Consider the following 17,970-nt stretch of genomic DNA (forward strand, 5'->3'; position numbering starts at 1 on the left):
ACGACGTCCGGCAGCAACCGGTCAGCCCGCGGCGATGATCCGTTCGTACGCCGCGGCGAGCTTCTCGGGGTCGTGCCGGGGCGTCCCGTCGCCGACCGCGACGTCGTCGACGACCAGCTTCGCGCCGTACGCCGCGACGACGTGCTCGAGCTCGTCGAGCGCGTCGCCGACGCTCTCGCGGTCGGCCAGCACGGTGTGCACGACCAGCTCGGGGGCGTGCTCGGCCAGGACCGCCAGGTGGTCGGCCGGGCCGAAGCCGCCGGTCTCCCCCGCCTGCTCGGCGAGGTTGAGGTTGACCACCACCCGGGCGCTCGTGCGCACCAGCGCGTCGCGCAGCGCCGGGACCATCAGGTGCGGGATCACCGAGCTGAACCACGACCCGGGACCGAGCAGCACCCAGTCGGCCGCCTCCACCGCCGCGACCGCCTCGGGGCACGGCTCGGGCTCGGCGGGGTCGAGGCTGATCGACTGGATCACGCCCTCGGTGGTGGCGACCTCGACCTGGCCGCGCACGGTGCTCAGCGCGTCGGGGTCGCCGGCGACCAGGCCGCGGACCTCGGCGGTGATGTCCATCGGGCTGAGCGCCATCGGCAGCACCCGCCCCTTGGCGCCGAGCAGGCGGCCCACCCAGTCCAGGGCGTCGACGGGGTCGCCGAGCAGCTCCCACAGCCCCACGATCAGCAGGTTGCCGACGGCATGGCCGTGCATCTCGCCGTTGCCGGCGAACCGGTGCTGGAGCACCTTGGCCCACGTGCCACCCCACTGGTCGTCGCCGCACAGCGCGGCGAGCGCCATCCGCAGGTCGCCGGGCGGCAGCACGCCGAACTCGCCGCGCAGCCGGCCCGACGAGCCGCCGTTGTCGGCGACGGTCACGATCGCGGTCAGCTCGTCGACGGTCAGGTCGTCGACGAGGCGGCGCAGCGCGCTGAGCGAGGCGTGCAGGCCGTGGCCGCCGCCGAGTGCCACCACCGCCTGGGCGCGGTCGGTCGCGGAGCGGTCGGTCGGCACGTCCGCACCGGTGCTCACTCGCGCCCCAGGTCGCGGTGGACCGGCCGGGCGTCGTACCCCTGGTCGCGCAGGCGGCGGGTGATCTCCTCGGTCATCGCGACGCTGCGGTGCTTGCCGCCCGTGCAGCCGATGGCGACCCGCATGAAGCGCTTGCCCTCGCGCAGGTAGCCCTCGGCCACGCCGGCGAGGACCGGGACGTAGCCGTCGAGGAACTCCGCGGCGCCCGGGCGGCTCAGCACGTAGTCGGACACGTCGGTGTCGCGACCGGTGCCGGGACGCAGCTCGGGGATCCAGTGCGGGTTGGGCAGGAAGCGCATGTCGGCGACGAAGTCGGCGTCGATGGGGATGCCGTACTTGAAGCCGAAGCTGATGACGTTGACGCTGAGCCGCACCTGGTCGGCCTTGCCGAACGCGCCCGCGATCGCGCGGGTGAGCTGGTGCACGTTGAGCGCGCTGGTGTCGATGACGAGGTCGGCGCCGCTGCGCAGGTCGGCCAGGACCCTCCGCTCGCGCTGGAGCCCGTCCAGCAGGCGGCCGGCACCCTGCAGCGGGTGCGGGCGGCGGACCGCCTCCTGGCGGCGGACGAGCACCTCGTCGGTGGCGTCGAGGAAGAGCAGGGTCGCGTTGCGGCCGGTGGCCCCGCGGGCCAGGTTGGCCGTGAGGGTCTGGAAGAACGACCCGGAGCGGACGTCGACGACCACCGCGATCGGCTGGCCCGGCCCCGCGGTCTCGTCGACCAGGCGGACGACCTCGCGCAGCAGGCTCGGGGGCAGGTTGTCGACGACGTAGAAGCCGAGGTCCTCGAGCTCCTTGGCCGCGGTGCTGCGGCCGGCGCCGGTCATGCCGGTCACCACCACCAGCTCGCCGGGGGGCGTCTCCTCGCTCATCCGTCCTCCTCGATGATCTCGCCGGTCGCGGTGTTGACGCTCATCCTGCCGCCACTGCCGCGGCCCGCGGGTGCGGACGCGGCGACGGCGTCCTTGATCGACGTGGCGGTCCGCTGCCCGATGCCCGGCACGGTCGCGATCTCCTCGACGGTGGCCTCGCGCAGCTTCTTGAGCGAGCCGAAGTGCTTCATCAGCGTCTTGCGGCGCACCTCGCCCAGCCCGGGCACGTCGTCGAGGACGCTCTCGACCATCGACTTCGACCGGCGCGAGCGGTGGTGGTTGATCGCGAACCGGTGGGCCTCGTCGCGGATGCGCTGGAGGAGGTAGAGCCCCTCGGAGGAGCGCGCCAGGATGACCGGGTCCTCCTGGGCGGGCAGCCAGACCTCCTCGAGCCGCTTGGCCAGTCCGCAGACCGGTACGTCGTCGATGCCGAGCTCGTCGAGCGCCCGCTGGGCCGCTGCCACCTGCGGCGGGCCGCCGTCGACGACGACGAGCCCGGGCGCGTAGGCGAACTTCCGGGGACGTCCGGTCTCGGGGTCGACGAGCATCGGGCCGCTGGTCTCGTCGCCGGGCTTCAGCTCCGAGCGGGCCTGCTCGTCCAGCAGCCGCCGGAACCGCCGGGTGATCACCTCGTGCATGGACGCGACGTCGTTCTGCCCGTCGACGCCGCGGATGACGAACCGGCGGTACTCCCCCTTGCGCGCCAGGCCGTCCTCGAAGACCACCATCGAGGCGACCACCTCGGTGCCCTGGAGGTTGGAGACGTCGTAGCACTCGATCCGCAGCGGGACCTCGTCGAGCTCGAGCGCCTGCTGGATCTCCTCCAGCGCCCGGTTGCGCGTCGTCAGGTCGCTGGCGCGCTTGGTCTTGTGCAGCGCGAGCGCCTGCGAGGCGTTGCGCGCGACCGTCTCCTGGAGCGTCTTCTTGTCGCCGCGCTGCGGCACCCGGATCGCGACCTTCGAGCCGCGCAGCTCGGTGAGCAGCTCCTCGAAGGTCACCACGTCCGGCGGCAGCGCCGGCACGAGGATCTCCCGTGGCACCGACTCCGGGTCGCCGGCGTAGAGCTGGAGCAGGAAGTCCGAGACGAGCTCGGGGGTGTCCCCCTCGTCGACCCGGTCGGCGACCCAGCCGCGCTGGCCGCGGATCCGGCCGCCGCGGACGTAGAAGATCTGCACCGCGACCTCGAGCGGGTCCTCGGCGAGCGCGATGACGTCGGCGTCCGCGCCGTCGCCGAGCACCACGGCCTGCTTCTCCAGCGCCCGCTGCATGGCGCCGAGGTCGTCGCGCAGGCGCGCGGCCTTCTCGAAGTCCATCGCGTCGGAGGCGGCGTACATCTCCTTCTCGATGCGGCGCATGAACGGCCGGGTCTGGCCGCCCATGAAGTCGCAGAAGTCCTCGACGATCTCCCGGTGCTCCTCGGGGCTGACGTTGCCCACGCACGGGGCCGCGCACTTGTCGATGTAGCCGAGCAGGCACGGCCGCCCGATCTGAGCCGAGCGCTTGAAGACGCCGTTGCTGCAGGAGCGCATCGGGAAGACCCGCAGCAGCACGTCGACGGTCTCGCGGATCGCCCAGGCGTGGCTGTAGGGGCCGAAGTAGCGGGTGCCCTTGCGCTTGGCGCCGCGGCCCACCATGACGCGCGGGAACTCGTCGCCGACCGTCACCGCCAGCCACGGGTAGGACTTGTCGTCGCGGTACTTGACGTTGAAGCGCGGGTCGTACTCCTTGATCCAGGAGTACTCCAGCTGCAGCGCCTCGACCTCGGTGTTGACCACGGTCCACTCGACGCTGGCCGCGGTCGTGACCATCGTGGCGGTGCGCTGGTGCAGGTTCGCGATGTCCTGGAAGTACGACGACAGCCGCGCGCGGAGGTTCTTGGCCTTGCCGACGTAGATGACCCGGCCCCGGGCGTCCCGGAACCGGTAGACGCCCGGCTGCGTGGGGATCGACCCGGGCTCGGGACGGTAGGACAGCGGCCCGCGGGCGGAGCGTCGGGATGGAGCTGCAGGCACCCCACAACCCTACGGTCCGCCGCCGACACCGCGGCCGTCGGCGCGTCCGACTAGGCAGTCTTACTCGACTGTCTTACTCTGCAAACATGGCCGTCCGCGACTCCTACGGTGCACCGCTCACCACCTCCGCCACCGCTGCGGACGCCTACGTGCGTGGCGTGGGCCGGCTGCTGCGCCTGCAGCCGGACGCGGCCGTGCCGGTCGCCGAGGCGCTCGCGCACGACCCGACCTTCGCGCTGGCGCACGCCGCCCTCGCCCTGCTCGGCCACGAGCAGTGCGCCGAGGTCGACGTGGCCGCCCGGCTCCGCGACGCACGGCTGCACGCCGCCCGGGGCACCGACCGGGAGCGCAGCCACGTCCGCGCGGTCGCCAGCCACGTCGCCGGCGACAGCGCTCCCCTGGTCCGGCACCTCGGGGAGCACCCGACCGACGCGCTGCTGCTGGCCACCGCCGTGCCGACGATCGCCTTCGCGGGCGTCAGCGAGGTCCCGGAGGACGCCTGGCGGATCGTCGAGCGGGCCGCGCCGGCGTACGGCGACGACTGGTGGGCGACCGGGCTCCTCGCCTTCGTCCGCCAGGAGCAGCACCGCTACGACGAGGCGATGGACCTCTCCTGCCGGGCGCTCGCGCTCGAGCCGTCGGCGGGCCACGCCGCCCACGCCCGCGCGCACGCCCACTACGAGACCGGTGACCACGCCGGCGGGCTCGGCTGGATGGACTCCTGGCTCGAGGGCCCCGGCGCCGGCAACGACGGGCGCAGCCACTTCGTCTGGCACGCCGCGCTGCACGAGCTCTCGCTGGGCGACCTCGACGCCGTCCGCGCCCGCTACGAGGCGCAGCTGCTGCCCGCACCGGCGCTCGGCTGCCGCGCCCTCGTCGACACCGGCTCCCTGCTCCACCGCTGGGCGCTGACCCCGGACGCGACCGACGTCCCCGGCCTCGACGCCGTCGTCGCGGTGGTCGGCCGGCGCACGCTGGAGCAGCCGGCGACGCCGTTCGTCGCCCTGCACGCCGCGGTGGTGCTGCTGGCGACCGGCGACGGGGACGGCCTGCGCCGCCTGGCCAGCCGGTCGGCGCACCACGAGCACCCGACCCACCGCGAGGTCGTCGCGCCGCTGGCCGAGGCGCTCCGCGCGATGCACGCCGGGCGCTGCTCGGCGGCGGCCGATGCCCTGGCCGCCCTCGAGTCGTCGCTGTGGCGCCTCGGTGGCTCGGACGCCCAGCGCGAGGTGGTCGAGGAGACCAGGATCGCCGCGCTCCTCCGCGCCGGGAGGTACGACGAGGCGCGGGTGCTCCTCGACCGGCGGCTCGACCGGCGCCCGGCCGAGCGGGACCGCCACTGGCGGGCAGCGGCGCGGGCGGCGTCGGAGGCGGCCGCTGAGCGGCTCAGCCCAGCGTCAGCTGGTCACCCGACACCGTGATCGGCCGCTCCTCGAGCGGGGCGGTCGCGGGCCCGCCCTGCGGGGACCCGTCGGAGATCGAGAAGACGCTGTTGTGGCACGGGCAGACGATCCCCTCGTCGGAGACCTCCGCGACCGCGCAGCCCTGGTGGGTGCACCTGATCGAGAACGCCTTGAACTCGCCCTCGGTCGGCTGCGTGACCACGACCTCCTCGTTGGGGTAGATCGCACCCCCGCCGACCTCGATGTCGGCCGTGGCGGCGAGCGGCCCGCCCTGTCCGCTGTCCGAGCCGCTCGCGGCGGGGTCGGAGGCGGTCGACGGCCCGTCGTCACCCGCGCAGGCGGCGAGGACGGGCAGGGCGATCCCGACCCCGGCCACCCCGGTGAGGGCGCGACGACGGGTGAGGGAGTCGAGCGGCTGCTTCTCGGTCACGGGCGTGCGTCCTTCCGAGCGGGAGCTGGTTGAAGACGACACTACCCAGGACCGCCCCGGCTACGCCGAGGCCCGCTTGGTGGTCGCCTTGCTCGCCTTCGCCGCGGGTGCCTTCTTGGCGGCGGCCCGCTTCGCGGCGGTCGCGGCCTTCTTCGCGGCCGTCCGCTCAGCCGCGGCGTCGGCCTTCGCCTTGGCCGCCGCCTCACCGCGGCTCAGCGGCGCGGACGAGGCCGGGGCCTTGCCCTTCGGCTGCTCGGCCTCCTTGCCCTCCAGCAGCGGCGCGAGGTAGCGACCGGTGTGGCTCTCGGGGACCGCCGCGACCTGCTCGGGGGTGCCCTCGGCCACGACCGTGCCACCGCGCGAGCCGCCCTCGGGGCCCATGTCGACGATCCAGTCGGCGGTCTTGATGACGTCGAGGTTGTGCTCGATCACCAGCACGCTGTTGCCCTGGTCGACCAGCCGGCCGAGCACGAGGAGCAGCTTGCGGATGTCCTCGAAGTGCAGGCCCGTGGTGGGCTCGTCGAGCACGTAGAGCGTGCGGCCGGCCGACCGCTTCTGCAGCTCGGCGGCGAGCTTGACGCGCTGCGCCTCGCCCCCGGACAGCGTCGTCGCGGGCTGGCCCAGCCGGACGTAGCCGAGGCCGACCTCGACCAGCGTCTTGAGGTGCCGGTTGATCGCGGGCACCGCGGCGAAGAAGTCGACGGCCTCCTCGATCGGCATGTCGAGGACCTCGGCGATGGTCTTGCCCTTGTAGTGGACCTCGAGCGTCTCGCGGTTGTAGCGGGCGCCGTGGCAGACCTCGCACGGGACGTAGACGTCCGGCAGGAAGTTCATCTCGATCTTGATCGTGCCGTCGCCGGCGCACGCCTCGCAGCGCCCGCCCTTGACGTTGAAGGAGAACCGACCCTGCAGGTAGCCGCGCATCTTGGCCTCGGGGGTCGAGGCGAACAGCTTGCGGACGTGGTCGAAGACGCCGGTGTAGGTCGCCGGGTTGGACCGCGGCGTGCGGCCGATCGGCGACTGGTCGACGTGGATGACCTTGTCGATGTGCTCGAGGCCGGTGATCTTGCGGTGGCGCCCCGGGACGGTGCGGGCGCGGTAGAGGTGCTTGGCCAGCGACGTGTAGAGGATGTCGTTGACCAGCGTGGACTTGCCCGAGCCGGACACGCCGGTCACGGCGACGAACATCCCGAGCGGGAACGTCACGTCGACGTCCTGCAGGTTGTGCTCACGGGCACCGACGACCGTGAGCTCGCGGCCGACGGTGCGCGGGCGGCGCACGGCCGGGACCGGGATCTCCCGCCGGCCGGAGAGGTACTGCCCGGTCATCGAGTCGGGGTGGGCGTAGAGGTCGGCGACGGTGCCGGTGTGGACGACCTGGCCGCCGTGCTCGCCGGCGCCCGGACCGATGTCGACGACCCAGTCGGCGACCTTGATGGTGTCCTCGTCGTGCTCCACGACGATGAGGGTGTTGCCGAGGTCCTTGAGCCGGACGAGGGTCTCGATCAGCCGCTGGTTGTCGCGCTGGTGCAGGCCGATGGACGGCTCGTCGAGGACGTAGAGGACGCCGACCAGGCCGGCGCCGATCTGGGTGGCCAGCCGGATGCGCTGCGCCTCGCCGCCCGAGAGCGAGCCCGAGGGCCGGTCGAGCGAGAGGTAGTCCAAGCCGACGTCGAGCAGGAAGCGCAGCCGCTCCTGGATCTCCTTGAGCACCTGCTCGGCGATCTGCCGCTCGCGGGTGGAGAGCTCCAGGCCGCGGAGGAACTCGGCGGTCTCGTTGATCGGCAGGGCGCAGACCTCGGCGATGTTGAGCCCGCCGCCCTCCTTGGAGCCGAGGGTGACGGCCATCGAGACCGGCTTGAGCCGGCTGCCGCGGCAGGCCGGGCAGGGCACCTCGCGCATGAAGCCCTCGAAGCGCTCCCTGCTGGTGTCGGACTCCGCCTCGCGGTGGCGGCGCTCGACGTAGGTGCGCACGCCCTCGAACTCGGCGTAGTAGGCACGCTCGCGGCCGTAGCGGTTGCGGGTGACGACGTGGACCTTGGTCGAGTGGCCGTCGAGCAGCGACCGCTGCGCCGTGGTGCCGAGGTCCTGCCAGGGGGTGTTGAGGTCGAAGCCGAGCTCCTTGCCCAGCGCGCCCATCAGCCGCAGGAAGTAGTCGGCGACGTGCGCCTGGCTCCACGGCTGGATCGCGCCCTCGCCGAGGGTGGCGGTCGGGTCGGGGACGACCAGCTCGGGGTCGACCTCCATCCGGGTGCCGATGCCGTGGCACTTGGGGCACGCACCGAAGGGCGAGTTGAACGAGAACGACCGCGGCTCGAGCTCGTCGACGTCGATCGGGTGGTCGTTGGGGCAGGCCATCTTCTCGCTGAACCGCAGCTCGCGCCCCGGGTCGCCGGCCTCGAGGTCGACGAAGTCCAGGAGCACCAGGCCGCCGGAGAGCGTCAGCGCGGTCTCGACCGAGTCGGTCAGCCGGCGCTTGGAGGACTCCTTGACCGCGAGCCGGTCGACGACGACCTCGATCGTGTGCTTCTTCTGCTTGTCGAGCTTCGGCACGTCGTCGAGCGCGTGGGTCTCGCCGTCGACCCGGGCGCGGGAGAAGCCCTGCGCCTGGAGCTGGCGGAACAGCTCGAGGTACTCCCCCTTGCGGGCGCGCACGACCGGTGCGAGCACCTGGAAGCGGCGGCCCTCCTCGAGCGCGAGCACGCGGTCGACGATCTGCTGCGGCGTCTGCCGCTCGATCGGCGCACCGCAGGTGGGGCAGTGCGGGCGGCCGGCCCGGGCGTAGAGCAGGCGGAGGTAGTCGTAGACCTCGGTGATCGTCCCGACCGTCGAGCGCGGGTTCTTCGAGGTGGACTTCTGGTCGATCGAGACCGCCGGGGAGAGCCCCTCGATGAAGTCGACGTCGGGCTTGTCCATCTGGCCGAGGAACTGGCGGGCGTACGCCGACAGCGACTCGACGTACCGTCGCTGGCCCTCGGCGAAGATCGTGTCGAACGCCAGCGAGGACTTGCCGGAGCCGGACAGGCCCGTGAACACGATGAGGGAGTCGCGCGGGAGGTCCAGCGAGACGTCCTTCAGGTTGTGCTCCCGGGCGCCCCGGATGATCAGCTGGTCAGCCACGTTTGTCCCTCGAAGGTCGGATGCAGGCGTTCGAACACGCGTTCGTCGATCGTACCGGCCGGTCACGCGCCGCCCGGCGCGGCGGCGGGATCGACCCACCGCGACGCTGCCACACGCCACCGACAGTGGCGACGGGGCCGGTGACCGGCTTGGATGACAACCATGCCGGAGCCCGAGGCCTTCCCCCACCCGACGAGTGACGCGTCACCCCTGGAGGAGGCGACCGCTCGCCTGGTCCGGAGCGTCGACGCGATGGACGACGACGCCTGGCGCGCCCCCAGCCTGCTGCCCGGCTGGAGCCGGGCGCACGTCGTCGCCCATCTGGCCCTCAACGCCGAGGCGCTCGCCGACGTCGTCGGGCTGGCGGCGCGCGACGAGCCGGCCGCCATGTACGCCTCGCCCGAGCAGCGCGACGCCGACATCGACGAGCTCGCGGGGGCGGCCGTCACCGACCTGCGCGAGCGCTTCCTCGCCTCCACCACGACGTACGCCGACGCCGTCGCGTCGCTGCCCGACGACGGGTGGCGCGGCACCTTCGACCGCACCCCGGGGCTGCTCCCCCGCCCGATGGTCGGCATCCCGACCATGCGCCTGCGCGAGGTCGAGCTGCACCACGTCGACCTCGGGCTGGGGGCGACGCCGGCGTCCTGGCCCGAGGCGTTCACGGTCGACCTCGTCGAGGCGATGGTCGGCCGCCGGCCGACCGCCGCGCCGCTCCGCCTGGAGGCCACCGACCGGGGGGGCACCTGGGAGCTCGGCGGGGACGACCCGGCGGGCGCGGGCCGGCCGACGGTCGTGCGGGGCACCACCGCCGGCCTGGGATGGTGGCTGAGCGGCCGACCGGCCGTGCCCGGGACGGCCGGGCCGACCACCGACGACGGCGACCTGCCGGGGATCGAGGGACTGTGACCGACGCTGGGACCGACTACACCGGAGCCGTGCGGCCGGGCGGCCCCGCCGACGTCCGCGAGCTCGAGCACCTGCGGATCGCGAAGGTGGCCGTCGACGAGACGATGTCGAACAACTGCTACCTGCTCACCTGCCGCGCCTCGGGCGAGCAGCTGCTCGTCGACGCCGCCGACGACGCCGGGACGCTGCTCCCCCTGGTCGGCGACGCCGGGCTGACCTCCGTCGTGACGACGCACCAGCACTGGGACCACCACCGCGCCCTCGCGGCCGTCGTGTCCGCGACGGGCGCCGGCGTCCTGGCCGGCGAGCCGGACGCGGTCGCGATCACCGAGCAGACCGGCGTCGACGTCACCCGCCCGCTGCGCCACGGCGACACCGTCACCGTCGGCCGCTGCACCCTCGAGGTGATCGCCCTCGCCGGGCACACCCCCGGCTCGGTCGCGCTGCTGTACGACGACCCGGCCGGCCACCCGCACCTGTGGACCGGCGACAGCCTCTTCCCCGGTGGCGTCGGCAACACCTTCGGCGACGCCGACGCCTTCCGCCAGCTCCTCGACGAGGTGTCCACCAAGGTCTTCGACCGGCTCCCCGACGAGACCTGGTTCTACCCCGGCCACGGGGACGACTCGACCCTCGGCGCCGAGCGCCCGCACCTCCCGGAGTGGCGCGAGCGCGGCTGGTGACGACCGGCCGCCGGGCCCGCGGGCCTCAGGCGGCGTACGGCCAGGTGCCGGGGTCCTCGATCCGCAGCCCGCTGCCGGGTGCGCGGCGGACGACCCGCATCGCGGTCGGCTCGGAGGCGCGTTCCTCGTGCGTGGTGACCGCGGCGCGACCGCGCGGCAGCCCGTTGAGCACGGCGAAGACCTCCAGCTCGGCGAGGTCGGGCAGCGAGCCGTCCGCGAGGTGGCGGAGCAGCTCGGCGTGGCCGATGTCGGCACCGATGACGACCGCGAGCGCGTGCACGTCGAACCGCTTGATCCACATCCACAGCGTGAACGCGCCGACCCCGAGCTGGTCGGCCTTGCCGAGCACGAAGCGGATCTCCTCGGGGGGCAGCTCGTGCGCACGCAGCAGCCGGGCCACGTCGGCGGTGGTGACGTCGCGCGGGTGGCGCTCGACGTGCCGGAGCCGCTGGGCGTCGGCACGGCGGCCACCGCCGGCGGACGTCGGCAGCGACCCGGTCGCGAGCGGCCACGCGAGCACGAGCCCGGCGGCGCAGACGAGGATGACGACCATGACGCCCCTCCTTCCCGGACGGGCGACCCTCGGTCGACGGTAACGACCGAGTGGGGGGAGGTCGTCCGGCCCACGGAGCACTGGTTGCGGGAATGCTGCCCCGCGGCGACGCGGTGCACCCCGGCGGAACGGCTCGCTCCAGCTGGTCACTTCGGGCCATGCCGGCCCTGGGGTGCCCCGACCCTCAGGCGGCGTGCGGCCAGGTACCGGGGTCGACGATCCGCAGGCCGGTGCCGGGCACGCGCCGGACGGGGTCGACGGCGCGCACGGTCTCGGGCGCGACGGTGACCGAGGCCGAGCCGCGCCGGGGCAGGCCGTTGAGCGCCGCGAAGACCTCGAGCTCGGCGAGGTCGGGCAGCGAGCCCGCCGCGAGGTGGTGCAGCAGGGCGTCGTGGGTGAGGTCCGCGCCGAGGACGACCGCGAGCGCGTGCACGTCGAACCGCTTGACCCACATCCACAGCGTGAAGGGGGCCACGCCCAGCTCGTCGGCCTTGGCCAGCACGAAGCGGACCTCCTCGGCGGGCAGCTCGTGCGCACGCAGCAGCCGCGCCACGTCGGCGCTCGTCGCCTCCCCCGGTCGCAGGTCGAGGGCGCGCAGCCGTCGGGCGTCGGCGCGGCGCCCGCTCCCGGTGGAGGTCGGCAGCGAGCCGGTGGCGACCGGCCACGCCACCAGCACGAGACCGGCGAGGACGAGGAGGGTGGTGACCATGCCCGCCCAACGACGCGCGGGCGCGACGGGTCACGCCGCCGGGCGCCGCCCGGGCGAGGTCTGGACCGGACCGGTCAGGAGTTGGACCAGACCCGGGTGAAGCCGTCGAGGTACTGGCGCACGGTGTCCGGCTCGCTGACCACGAGGCTCACGCCGTCGCCGGCCAGCGCACCGTCGGACCAGGCCGGGCCGCCGACCCAGGCCTTCTGCACGCCGGCGCGCTTCCCGTACCGGCCGTCGACGACGAGCAGGTTGCCGCCGACCTTCGCCGTACGCACGGCCACGCCGCCGCGCTGCAGGGTGCGTCGTACGCCGCTGAGGACCTGCGGCCCCACGACCGCGGCCACGTCGCACCCGCGCCGCCGCAGCGTGACCAGCCGCTCGGCGATCCGCTTGCCGCGGGCACCGGCCCAGGAGCGGACGAGGACGCGGACGTTGGTGCGGCCGTCGGAGGTGCGCAGGCCGTCGGCGTTCTTGCAGCCGACCGCGGCGAGGCCGCGGAGGACGGGGTCGCGCCGCGGGACGTCCGGCACGGGGTAGAGCTGCGCGACGTAGCGCCCCCAGGTGAGGACGCGCGTGCGCGTGGTGTCGGCGGTGTCAGCGGCGAGCCGGGCGAAGATCCGGCCGTAGCCGGCGTACAGCTCCGGGTCGGAGGAGACGTAGCTGCTCGACCACTGGTTCCGGGCCGCCTTGGCCACCTTGCCGGCGCCGACCATGGTCAGCTCGGTCGTGCCGCCCGCGCGACTGACGAGCAGCACGCTGGTGTCGGTGCGACCGGCGCCACCGAGGCAGCTGGCGCTGCAGCGCACGACCCACGAGGGTGCCGAGCGGTCGCTGCCGACGGCCGCGGCCAGGCGGCGCTCGAGGTCGGTGCCGGCACCCGCGCCGAGCACGACCTGCACCCGCACGCCCTCCGCGGCGGCCGCGACCAGCGCGTCGCCGACGGCGGGCTCGTCGAGCCGGGCGGTCGCGAGCCGGACCAGGTCGCCCGGCTCGGCGTTCATCACCGCGCGCGCCTGCCGGTCGCCGATCCGCTTCCGGTCGGCGCCGCTGCCGCCGACGGGACGGTTGTGCAGCGCACCGGTCGCGAAGAGGTCGTTGGTGCGGTAGGTGATGACGACCGCGTCGTGGTCGGAGTTGAACCCGCGGACGACGGTCGCGGAGGTGCGCGCGAAGCCGCTGCCCTTGCGCAGGGTCATCGCGTAGTCGAGCAGCGACCCCTGGCCGCGCGAGCCGGTCAGGGCCATGTCGAAGCTGACCAGGTCGCCGAGCGCGTCGGTAGGCAGGCCGGGCAGGCGCCGGCGGCGGTCGGCGAGGTAGTTGACGTTCAGGTCGCCCGCGGCGAAGACGTGCTCGGTCGTCGTGGCCAGCCGCTTGATCTCCTGGCGCAGCATCCGCAGGTGCTTGCGCAGCCGCGGGATGCGGTTCATGTTCGAGAGCTGGGCGTCGCGGGAGGCCTGGGCGATCGTGTGGGTGTTGATGAAGCCGAAGACCTTGCCGGTGCCGAGCTCGCGCAGCCGCACGGTGTTGATGAAGCGCGCCGGCGTGACGCCGTTCTGCGCCGGGTGGGTCATCACCGAGCGGCCCTCGATCAGTCGGAACCGCTTCCGGTCCCACACGATCGGGATCGCGACGCCGAGGCCGGTCGGCATGTACCAGCCCCAGTCCTTCTCGTTCAGCAGCTTCATCAGGTTCTGCCGGTCCTCGAGCTGCGAGAACTCCTGCAGGCCACCGGCGTCGCCGAGCGTCAGCGCCTTGCGCACGTCGGCCATCGCCTTCTTCGGGCCGAGGCAGTGGCAGACGTTGAGGGTGAAGGTGCGGTACGTCGCGCTGGGGACCGCGGCCGCGACCGGCGCAAGGGCGGTCTCGACGGTGCCAGCAGCGTCAGCGGCGGGCGGGGCCGGCGGCGCCAGGGGTGCGAGGAGGGTGAGCGACAGCACGAGCGCGAGGCCCGCCACGAGGGTGGCGCCCAGCGCGGTCGCCAACGCACGGCGCACGACCAGCACGACCGCGGACGGGGCTCCCACGAGACTCCTCGAGATGGTGGAACAGGGCTCGTCGGACCGGTGGACGAGGCGACCGGGAGACCGGGCGCGGATGAATCACACCAGTCACACCAGCCCCACGCAACGCTTCCGCGGCAACTACAGTTCTGTAATTCTCGCAGGCCCCTCGGCGGCCCGCGCCGAGGGCCCGGCCGGTCGGGTCAGCTGGTCGGGTCGGCCGGTCGGGTCAGCTGTAGGTCGCGCGCACGGTGTCGGTGGTGGCGACGGACTGGCAGGCCAGCCGGATGCCGTCGGCCAGGTCCTCGTCGTCGAGCACGTCGTTGTGGCGCATCTCGACCTCCCCCTCGAGCAGGCGCACGGCGCAGGCCGAGCACTCCCCCTCGCGGCAGGAGTACGGCGCCTTGACGCCCTTCGCCTCGAGGTGCTCGAGCATCGTGGTGCCCGGCGCCCAGTCCTCGAACGCGTGCGTCTGGCCGTCGAGCTCGACCTCGAGCCGCACCGGGCCGGCCGGTCCCCCGCCGAGGCTCGACGGCTCCTGCGCGCCCCCCTCGTCCAGCAGAGCGTCCTCGTGCTCGGCCGCGTCGATCTCGGCCTCCGCGACCTCGACGTCGTGCAGGTCGCCGAACGGGTTGCCGCCCAGCGAGACGAACTTCTCCTGGTGGCGCCGCTCGCGCGGGAACTCCAGCTCCTTGAGCGCCGCGACCGTCATCTTCATGAAGGGTGCGGGACCACACACGAACGCGTCGTACGTCGCGTAGCCGGCGGCGAACGCCTTGACCTGCTCGTGGCTGGGCAGGCCCTGGACCGACTCGAGCCAGTGGACGACCACGAGCCGGTCGGGGTGCGCGGCGGCCAGCCGGGCCAGCTCGCCGGCGAAGATGACCGACCGCTCGTCGCGGTTGGCGTAGAACAGCACGATCCGGCCGGTCCCCTGCTCCAGCGCGGTGCGGGTGATCGACATGACCGGCGTGATGCCGCTGCCGCCGGCGAAGAGGAGGAGGTCGGCGCTGAGCGAGGCCGGCGTGAAGATGCCGCTCGGCGGCAGCACGCGCAGCGAGTCGCCGGGCGCGAGGTGGTCGCAGATCCAGTTGGACGCGTAGCCGCCGTCGGTGCGCTTGACGGTGATGGTGAGCGGGCCGCCGCCGACCGGGCTGCTGCACAGCGAGTAGCACCGCGCCGCCACGCCGGTCTGGTCGCTGGGCACCGCGACGGTCAGGAACTGCCCCGGCTTGTAGGCGAAGTGCTCCTCGGCGCCCGCGGGCACCTCGAAGCTGATGGAGCGGGCGTCGGGCGTCTCCTCGACGACGTCGAGGATCTTCAGCTCGAAGGAGTCGGTGTCCACGGGGTCTTCCTGGTCGGGGGCGGCCGGCGGGGGCCGTCGTGCGGGGCAGCGGTGCAGGGGCGCAGAGCAGGGCCAGCGCAAGGGGCGTGCAGGGGGTGGCGCGAGCGGTGCTCAGTATCCGTCCTCGGCGCCGACGGGGACGGCACCCTCCCGCACAGCGGTCTCGATGCTCGCCAGCATCCGCGGGCAGCCGACGTGGCTCTCGCGGCCGCCGGCGCGCCGGTTCAGCTCCGGGCAGTGCGCCCGCGCCTCGGTGCTCCACTGGATCGAGGTGTGGTGCTCGCTGTTCTTCTTCACCCCGACCTGTGCCAGGCAGTCCAGGCAGGCCACCTCGGTGAGCCGGGCGGAGGTGTAGAGCCGCTGGTCCTCCAGCGTCTCGGGGCTCAGCGGGACGAACGACGCCATCTCAGGTGCCCGTCATGACCTGGGGCTTGCCCTCGGCCCCGGGGTTGGCCACGCCCTGGGCTGCGGCGTCGTCCTCGGCGGCCTTGCGGGCGAGGTTCTCGGCGACCTCGGCCTGCCAGAACTCGTTGGCCTTGGTCGTGTCGACCTCGAACTCGAACCGGTCGACCATCTCGGGCTGGACGTCGGCGACGTCGACGTAGAACTGCTCGTACCAGCGGCGCAGCTGGTAGACGGGCCCGTCCTCCTCGCAGAGCAGCGGGTTCTGCACCGGCACCTTGTTCTTCCAGATGTGCACGTCCTGCAGGAAGCCCTCGCCGAACATCGTGGCGTACTTCTTGGCGATGTACTGCGCGGTCTTCTCGTCGAGGCCCTCGGGCTTCTTGACCGCGATGCCGTACTGCAGGGTGAACGAGTCCGGCCCGGTGGGCAGGTGGCAGTTGATGAGGACGACCTCGGTGATGAAGCCCTTGTAGTCGACCTCGAGCCAGTTGATCATGTACGACGGCCCGTAGTAGGTGGCCTCGGATTTGAGGAACATCTCCGCGTCGCCGTACCCGCCGCTCACGTCGGGGCGGCCCTTGGACGCCATGTACTGCGTGGCGCGGGTGCCCTCGAAGACGTTGCGGAAGCTGGTGGGGAACGACAGGTGCACGTAGTAGAAGTGCGCCATGTCGACGACGTTGTCGATCAGCTCGCGGCAGTTCGAGCCCTCGATCGGCACGACCTCCCAGAACCAGTCGGTCCACTCGTCGGTGCCGATGCCGGGCAGCTCGGGCGGGAGGACGTCCATGTCCGGCGCGGAGCCCTCGACGTCGTGCCAGATCAGCACCTGGCCGTTGCGGATGACGACGGGGTAGCGCTGCGTGCGGGCGCGCAGCGGCACGCGGCGGGCGTAGGGGATCTGCTTGCACTTGCCGTCGCCGCCCCAGCGCCAGTCGTGGAACGGGCAGGCGATCTCGTCGCCCTTGACCGATCCCTGGGTCAGGTCGCCGCCCATGTGCCGGCAGTAGCCGTCGAGGACGTTGATCCCGCCCTGGCTGTCCTGCCAGACGACCAGCTTGGTGCCGAAGGCCTCGATGCCGTGCGGCTTGCCGTCGGCGAAGGAGACCTCGGTGCCCAGGCAGTGCCAGCCGCGCGCGAAGCGCTCCGGCGGCTTGCCCTGGTCCAGGTAGCGGGTGCTGGAACCGGTGTCGCTCATCGCGTGCCTCCCGATCGTCGATGGCCGTACCGCGTGCCGGTGGACCAAAACGAGAACAGGTTATAGTTTTCTGTCCGGTCTTTCCACCACTGGTACCACTCGGCAGGAGTCCGCACCATGCACCTGGCCCTATCGGACGCGGAGCTCGCGCTGCGCGGGGAGCTCCACGACTACTTCTCCGAGCTGGTCACCCCGGAGGTGCGCGCCGGGCTGGCCGCCTCCACCGGTGAGTTCGGCGAGGCGGGCGTCTACAAGGACGTCATCCGGCAGCTCGGCAGCGACGGCTGGCTCGGCATCGGCTGGCCGGAGGAGTACGGCGGCCAGGCCCGCTCGATGGTCGAGCAGCTGATCTTCACCGACGTCGCCGCCGACCACGGCGTGCCGATCCCCTACCTCACGCTCAACACGGTGGGGCCGACGATCATGCGCTACGGCACCGACGAGCAGAAGGAGCACTTCCTGCCGCGGATCCTCGCCGGCGACCTGCACTTCTCCATCGGCTACTCCGAGCCCGGCTCCGGCACCGACCTCGCCTCGCTGCGCACCCGCGCGGTCCGCGAGGGCGACGAGTGGGTGATCAACGGCCAGAAGATGTGGACCTCGCTGATCCAGTACGCCGACTGGATCTGGCTGGCCTGTCGCACCGATCCCGACCTGCCCCGGCACAAGGGCCTGTCGATGATCCTGGTGCCGGCCGACGCGCCGGGCTTCTCCTACACCCCGGTGCACACGGTCGCCGGCGTCGGCACGAGCGCGACGTACTACGAGGACGTCCGCGTGCCGGTCTCCAACCTCGTCGGCGAGCTCAACGGCGGCTGGTCCCTGATGACCAACCAGCTCAACCACGAGCGGGTCGCGCTGACCTCCTCCGCGCCGCTCACCCAGTCGCTGCGCCAGGTGCGCGCCTGGGCGCAGGAGACGAAGACCGCCACCGGCAGCCGGGTGATCGACACCGAGTGGGTGCAGATCGCGCTCGGCCGGGCCCACGCCCGCGTGGAGATGCTGACCCAGCTGAACTGGAAGCTGGCCTCCGACGCCGACCACGGCGTGGACCTGTCTCCCGCCGAGGCGTCGGCGACCAAGATCTACGGCTCCGAGCTGGCCACCGAGGTCTACCGCTCGCTGATGGAGGTCGTCGGCCCGAACGCCGCGCTGCCGGCCTCGACGGAGGGCTCGGTGCTCGCGGGCCGGCTCGAGCGGATGTACCGCTCGTCGCTGGTGATGACCTTCGGCGGCGGCACCAACGAGATCCAGCGCGACATCATCGGCTACGTGGGCCTCGGGCTGCCCGCGGCGAAGAGGTAG

15 protein-coding genes are annotated in these 17,970 nt (G+C 73.0%); 4 read left to right on the forward strand and 11 right to left on the reverse strand.

What is annotated here, in order from left to right; all coding sequences use genetic code 11:
- Positions 1-21: 21 nt before the first annotated feature.
- The 3 genes from QWY29_RS12400 to uvrC are packed head-to-tail and all read right to left on the reverse strand — an operon-like array spanning position 22 to position 3,907.
- Entirely contained in the window at positions 22-1,026 is a 1,005-nt protein-coding gene (locus QWY29_RS12400) for a gluconeogenesis factor YvcK family protein (protein WP_300961297.1), read from the reverse strand.
- Positions 1,023-1,895 carry an RNase adapter RapZ gene (gene rapZ, locus QWY29_RS12405; protein WP_300961300.1) on the reverse strand — a complete coding sequence of 291 codons (873 nt, stop codon included), beginning with the start codon at positions 1,893-1,895 and terminating at the stop codon, positions 1,023-1,025. The genes QWY29_RS12400 and rapZ overlap by 4 nt, the downstream gene beginning before the upstream one ends.
- Positions 1,892-3,907 (reverse strand): excinuclease ABC subunit UvrC, encoded by a 2,016-nt coding sequence (uvrC, locus tag QWY29_RS12410; protein WP_300961302.1) that lies wholly within the window; start codon positions 3,905-3,907, stop codon positions 1,892-1,894. Before uvrC ends, rapZ begins: the two co-directional genes overlap by 4 nt.
- Positions 3,908-3,993: 86 nt before the next feature.
- On the opposite strand from uvrC, the gene QWY29_RS12415 reads away from it, so the two are divergent.
- Positions 3,994-5,328 carry a tetratricopeptide repeat protein gene (locus QWY29_RS12415; RefSeq protein WP_300961304.1) on the forward strand — a complete coding sequence of 445 codons (1,335 nt, stop codon included), beginning with the start codon at positions 3,994-3,996 and terminating at the stop codon, positions 5,326-5,328.
- Here QWY29_RS12415 and QWY29_RS12420 read toward each other — a convergent pair.
- Together QWY29_RS12420 and uvrA are read right to left on the reverse strand one after the other, a co-directional pair.
- A complete protein-coding gene (locus QWY29_RS12420) occupies positions 5,294-5,740 on the reverse strand; it encodes a Rieske (2Fe-2S) protein (protein ID WP_300961306.1) in 447 nt (148 codons plus the stop codon). The two genes, QWY29_RS12415 and QWY29_RS12420, sit on opposite strands and share 35 nt — an antisense overlap.
- Positions 5,741-5,800: 60 nt before the next feature.
- The gene (gene uvrA / locus QWY29_RS12425; protein WP_300961308.1) at positions 5,801-8,860 is read right to left on the reverse strand and encodes an excinuclease ABC subunit UvrA; all 3,060 of its coding nucleotides are present in this window, start codon (positions 8,858-8,860) and stop codon (positions 5,801-5,803) included.
- Positions 8,861-9,022: 162 nt separating this feature from the next.
- On the opposite strand from uvrA, the gene QWY29_RS12430 reads away from it, so the two are divergent.
- Both QWY29_RS12430 and QWY29_RS12435 read left to right on the forward strand, forming a co-directional pair.
- Positions 9,023-9,769 (forward strand): maleylpyruvate isomerase family mycothiol-dependent enzyme, encoded by a 747-nt coding sequence (locus tag QWY29_RS12430; RefSeq protein ID WP_300961309.1) that lies wholly within the window; start codon positions 9,023-9,025, stop codon positions 9,767-9,769.
- Complete coding sequence (locus tag QWY29_RS12435) at positions 9,766-10,452, forward strand: MBL fold metallo-hydrolase (protein ID WP_300961310.1); 687 nt, start codon at positions 9,766-9,768, stop codon at positions 10,450-10,452. Before QWY29_RS12430 ends, QWY29_RS12435 begins: the two co-directional genes overlap by 4 nt.
- A gap of 25 nt (positions 10,453-10,477) precedes the next feature.
- On the opposite strand, the gene QWY29_RS12440 is transcribed toward QWY29_RS12435, so the two are convergent.
- From QWY29_RS12440 to QWY29_RS12465, 6 genes are all read right to left on the reverse strand, one after another.
- Positions 10,478-11,005 (reverse strand): hypothetical protein, encoded by a 528-nt coding sequence (locus tag QWY29_RS12440; RefSeq protein ID WP_300961311.1) that lies wholly within the window; start codon positions 11,003-11,005, stop codon positions 10,478-10,480.
- Between the two features lie 184 nt (positions 11,006-11,189).
- Positions 11,190-11,714 (reverse strand): hypothetical protein, encoded by a 525-nt coding sequence (locus QWY29_RS12445; RefSeq protein ID WP_300961312.1) that lies wholly within the window; start codon positions 11,712-11,714, stop codon positions 11,190-11,192.
- A gap of 74 nt (positions 11,715-11,788) precedes the next feature.
- Positions 11,789-13,741 (reverse strand): endonuclease/exonuclease/phosphatase family protein, encoded by a 1,953-nt coding sequence (locus QWY29_RS12450; RefSeq protein ID WP_300961313.1) that lies wholly within the window; start codon positions 13,739-13,741, stop codon positions 11,789-11,791.
- 205 nt (positions 13,742-13,946) lie between these two features.
- Positions 13,947-15,062, reverse strand: coding sequence for a ferredoxin--NADP reductase (locus QWY29_RS12455; protein ID WP_300961315.1), 1,116 nt, complete (start codon positions 15,060-15,062; stop codon positions 13,947-13,949).
- A 111-nt stretch (positions 15,063-15,173) separates the two neighbouring features.
- Positions 15,174-15,467 (reverse strand): hypothetical protein, encoded by a 294-nt coding sequence (locus tag QWY29_RS12460; protein WP_300961317.1) that lies wholly within the window; start codon positions 15,465-15,467, stop codon positions 15,174-15,176.
- Position 15,468: 1 nt separating this feature from the next.
- Entirely contained in the window at positions 15,469-16,665 is a 1,197-nt protein-coding gene (locus QWY29_RS12465; RefSeq protein WP_300961319.1) for a 3-ketosteroid-9-alpha-monooxygenase, oxygenase component, read from the reverse strand.
- Positions 16,666-16,782: 117 nt separating this feature from the next.
- On the opposite strand from QWY29_RS12465, the gene QWY29_RS12470 reads away from it, so the two are divergent.
- Positions 16,783-17,970, forward strand: a complete 1,188-nt coding sequence (locus QWY29_RS12470; RefSeq protein WP_300961320.1) for an acyl-CoA dehydrogenase family protein — start codon at positions 16,783-16,785, stop codon at positions 17,968-17,970.

This window comes from Nocardioides abyssi, assembly GCF_030412915.1.
Lineage (GTDB): Bacteria > Actinomycetota > Actinomycetes > Propionibacteriales > Nocardioidaceae > Nocardioides > Nocardioides abyssi.

Coding starts and splice junctions, on each gene's coding strand:
- rapZ (WP_300961300.1), bottom strand. CDS start 1,895: ATGAGCGAGGAGACGCCCCCCGGCGAGCTGGTGGTGGTGACCGGCATG.
- QWY29_RS12415 (WP_300961304.1), top strand. CDS start 3,994: ATGGCCGTCCGCGACTCCTACGGTGCACCGCTCACCACCTCCGCCACC.
- QWY29_RS12430 (WP_300961309.1), top strand. CDS start 9,023: ATGCCGGAGCCCGAGGCCTTCCCCCACCCGACGAGTGACGCGTCACCC.
- QWY29_RS12440 (WP_300961311.1), bottom strand. CDS start 11,005: ATGGTCGTCATCCTCGTCTGCGCCGCCGGGCTCGTGCTCGCGTGGCCG.
- QWY29_RS12445 (WP_300961312.1), bottom strand. CDS start 11,714: ATGGTCACCACCCTCCTCGTCCTCGCCGGTCTCGTGCTGGTGGCGTGG.
- QWY29_RS12460 (WP_300961317.1), bottom strand. CDS start 15,467: ATGGCGTCGTTCGTCCCGCTGAGCCCCGAGACGCTGGAGGACCAGCGG.
- QWY29_RS12465 (WP_300961319.1), bottom strand. CDS start 16,665: ATGAGCGACACCGGTTCCAGCACCCGCTACCTGGACCAGGGCAAGCCG.
- QWY29_RS12470 (WP_300961320.1), top strand. CDS start 16,783: ATGCACCTGGCCCTATCGGACGCGGAGCTCGCGCTGCGCGGGGAGCTC.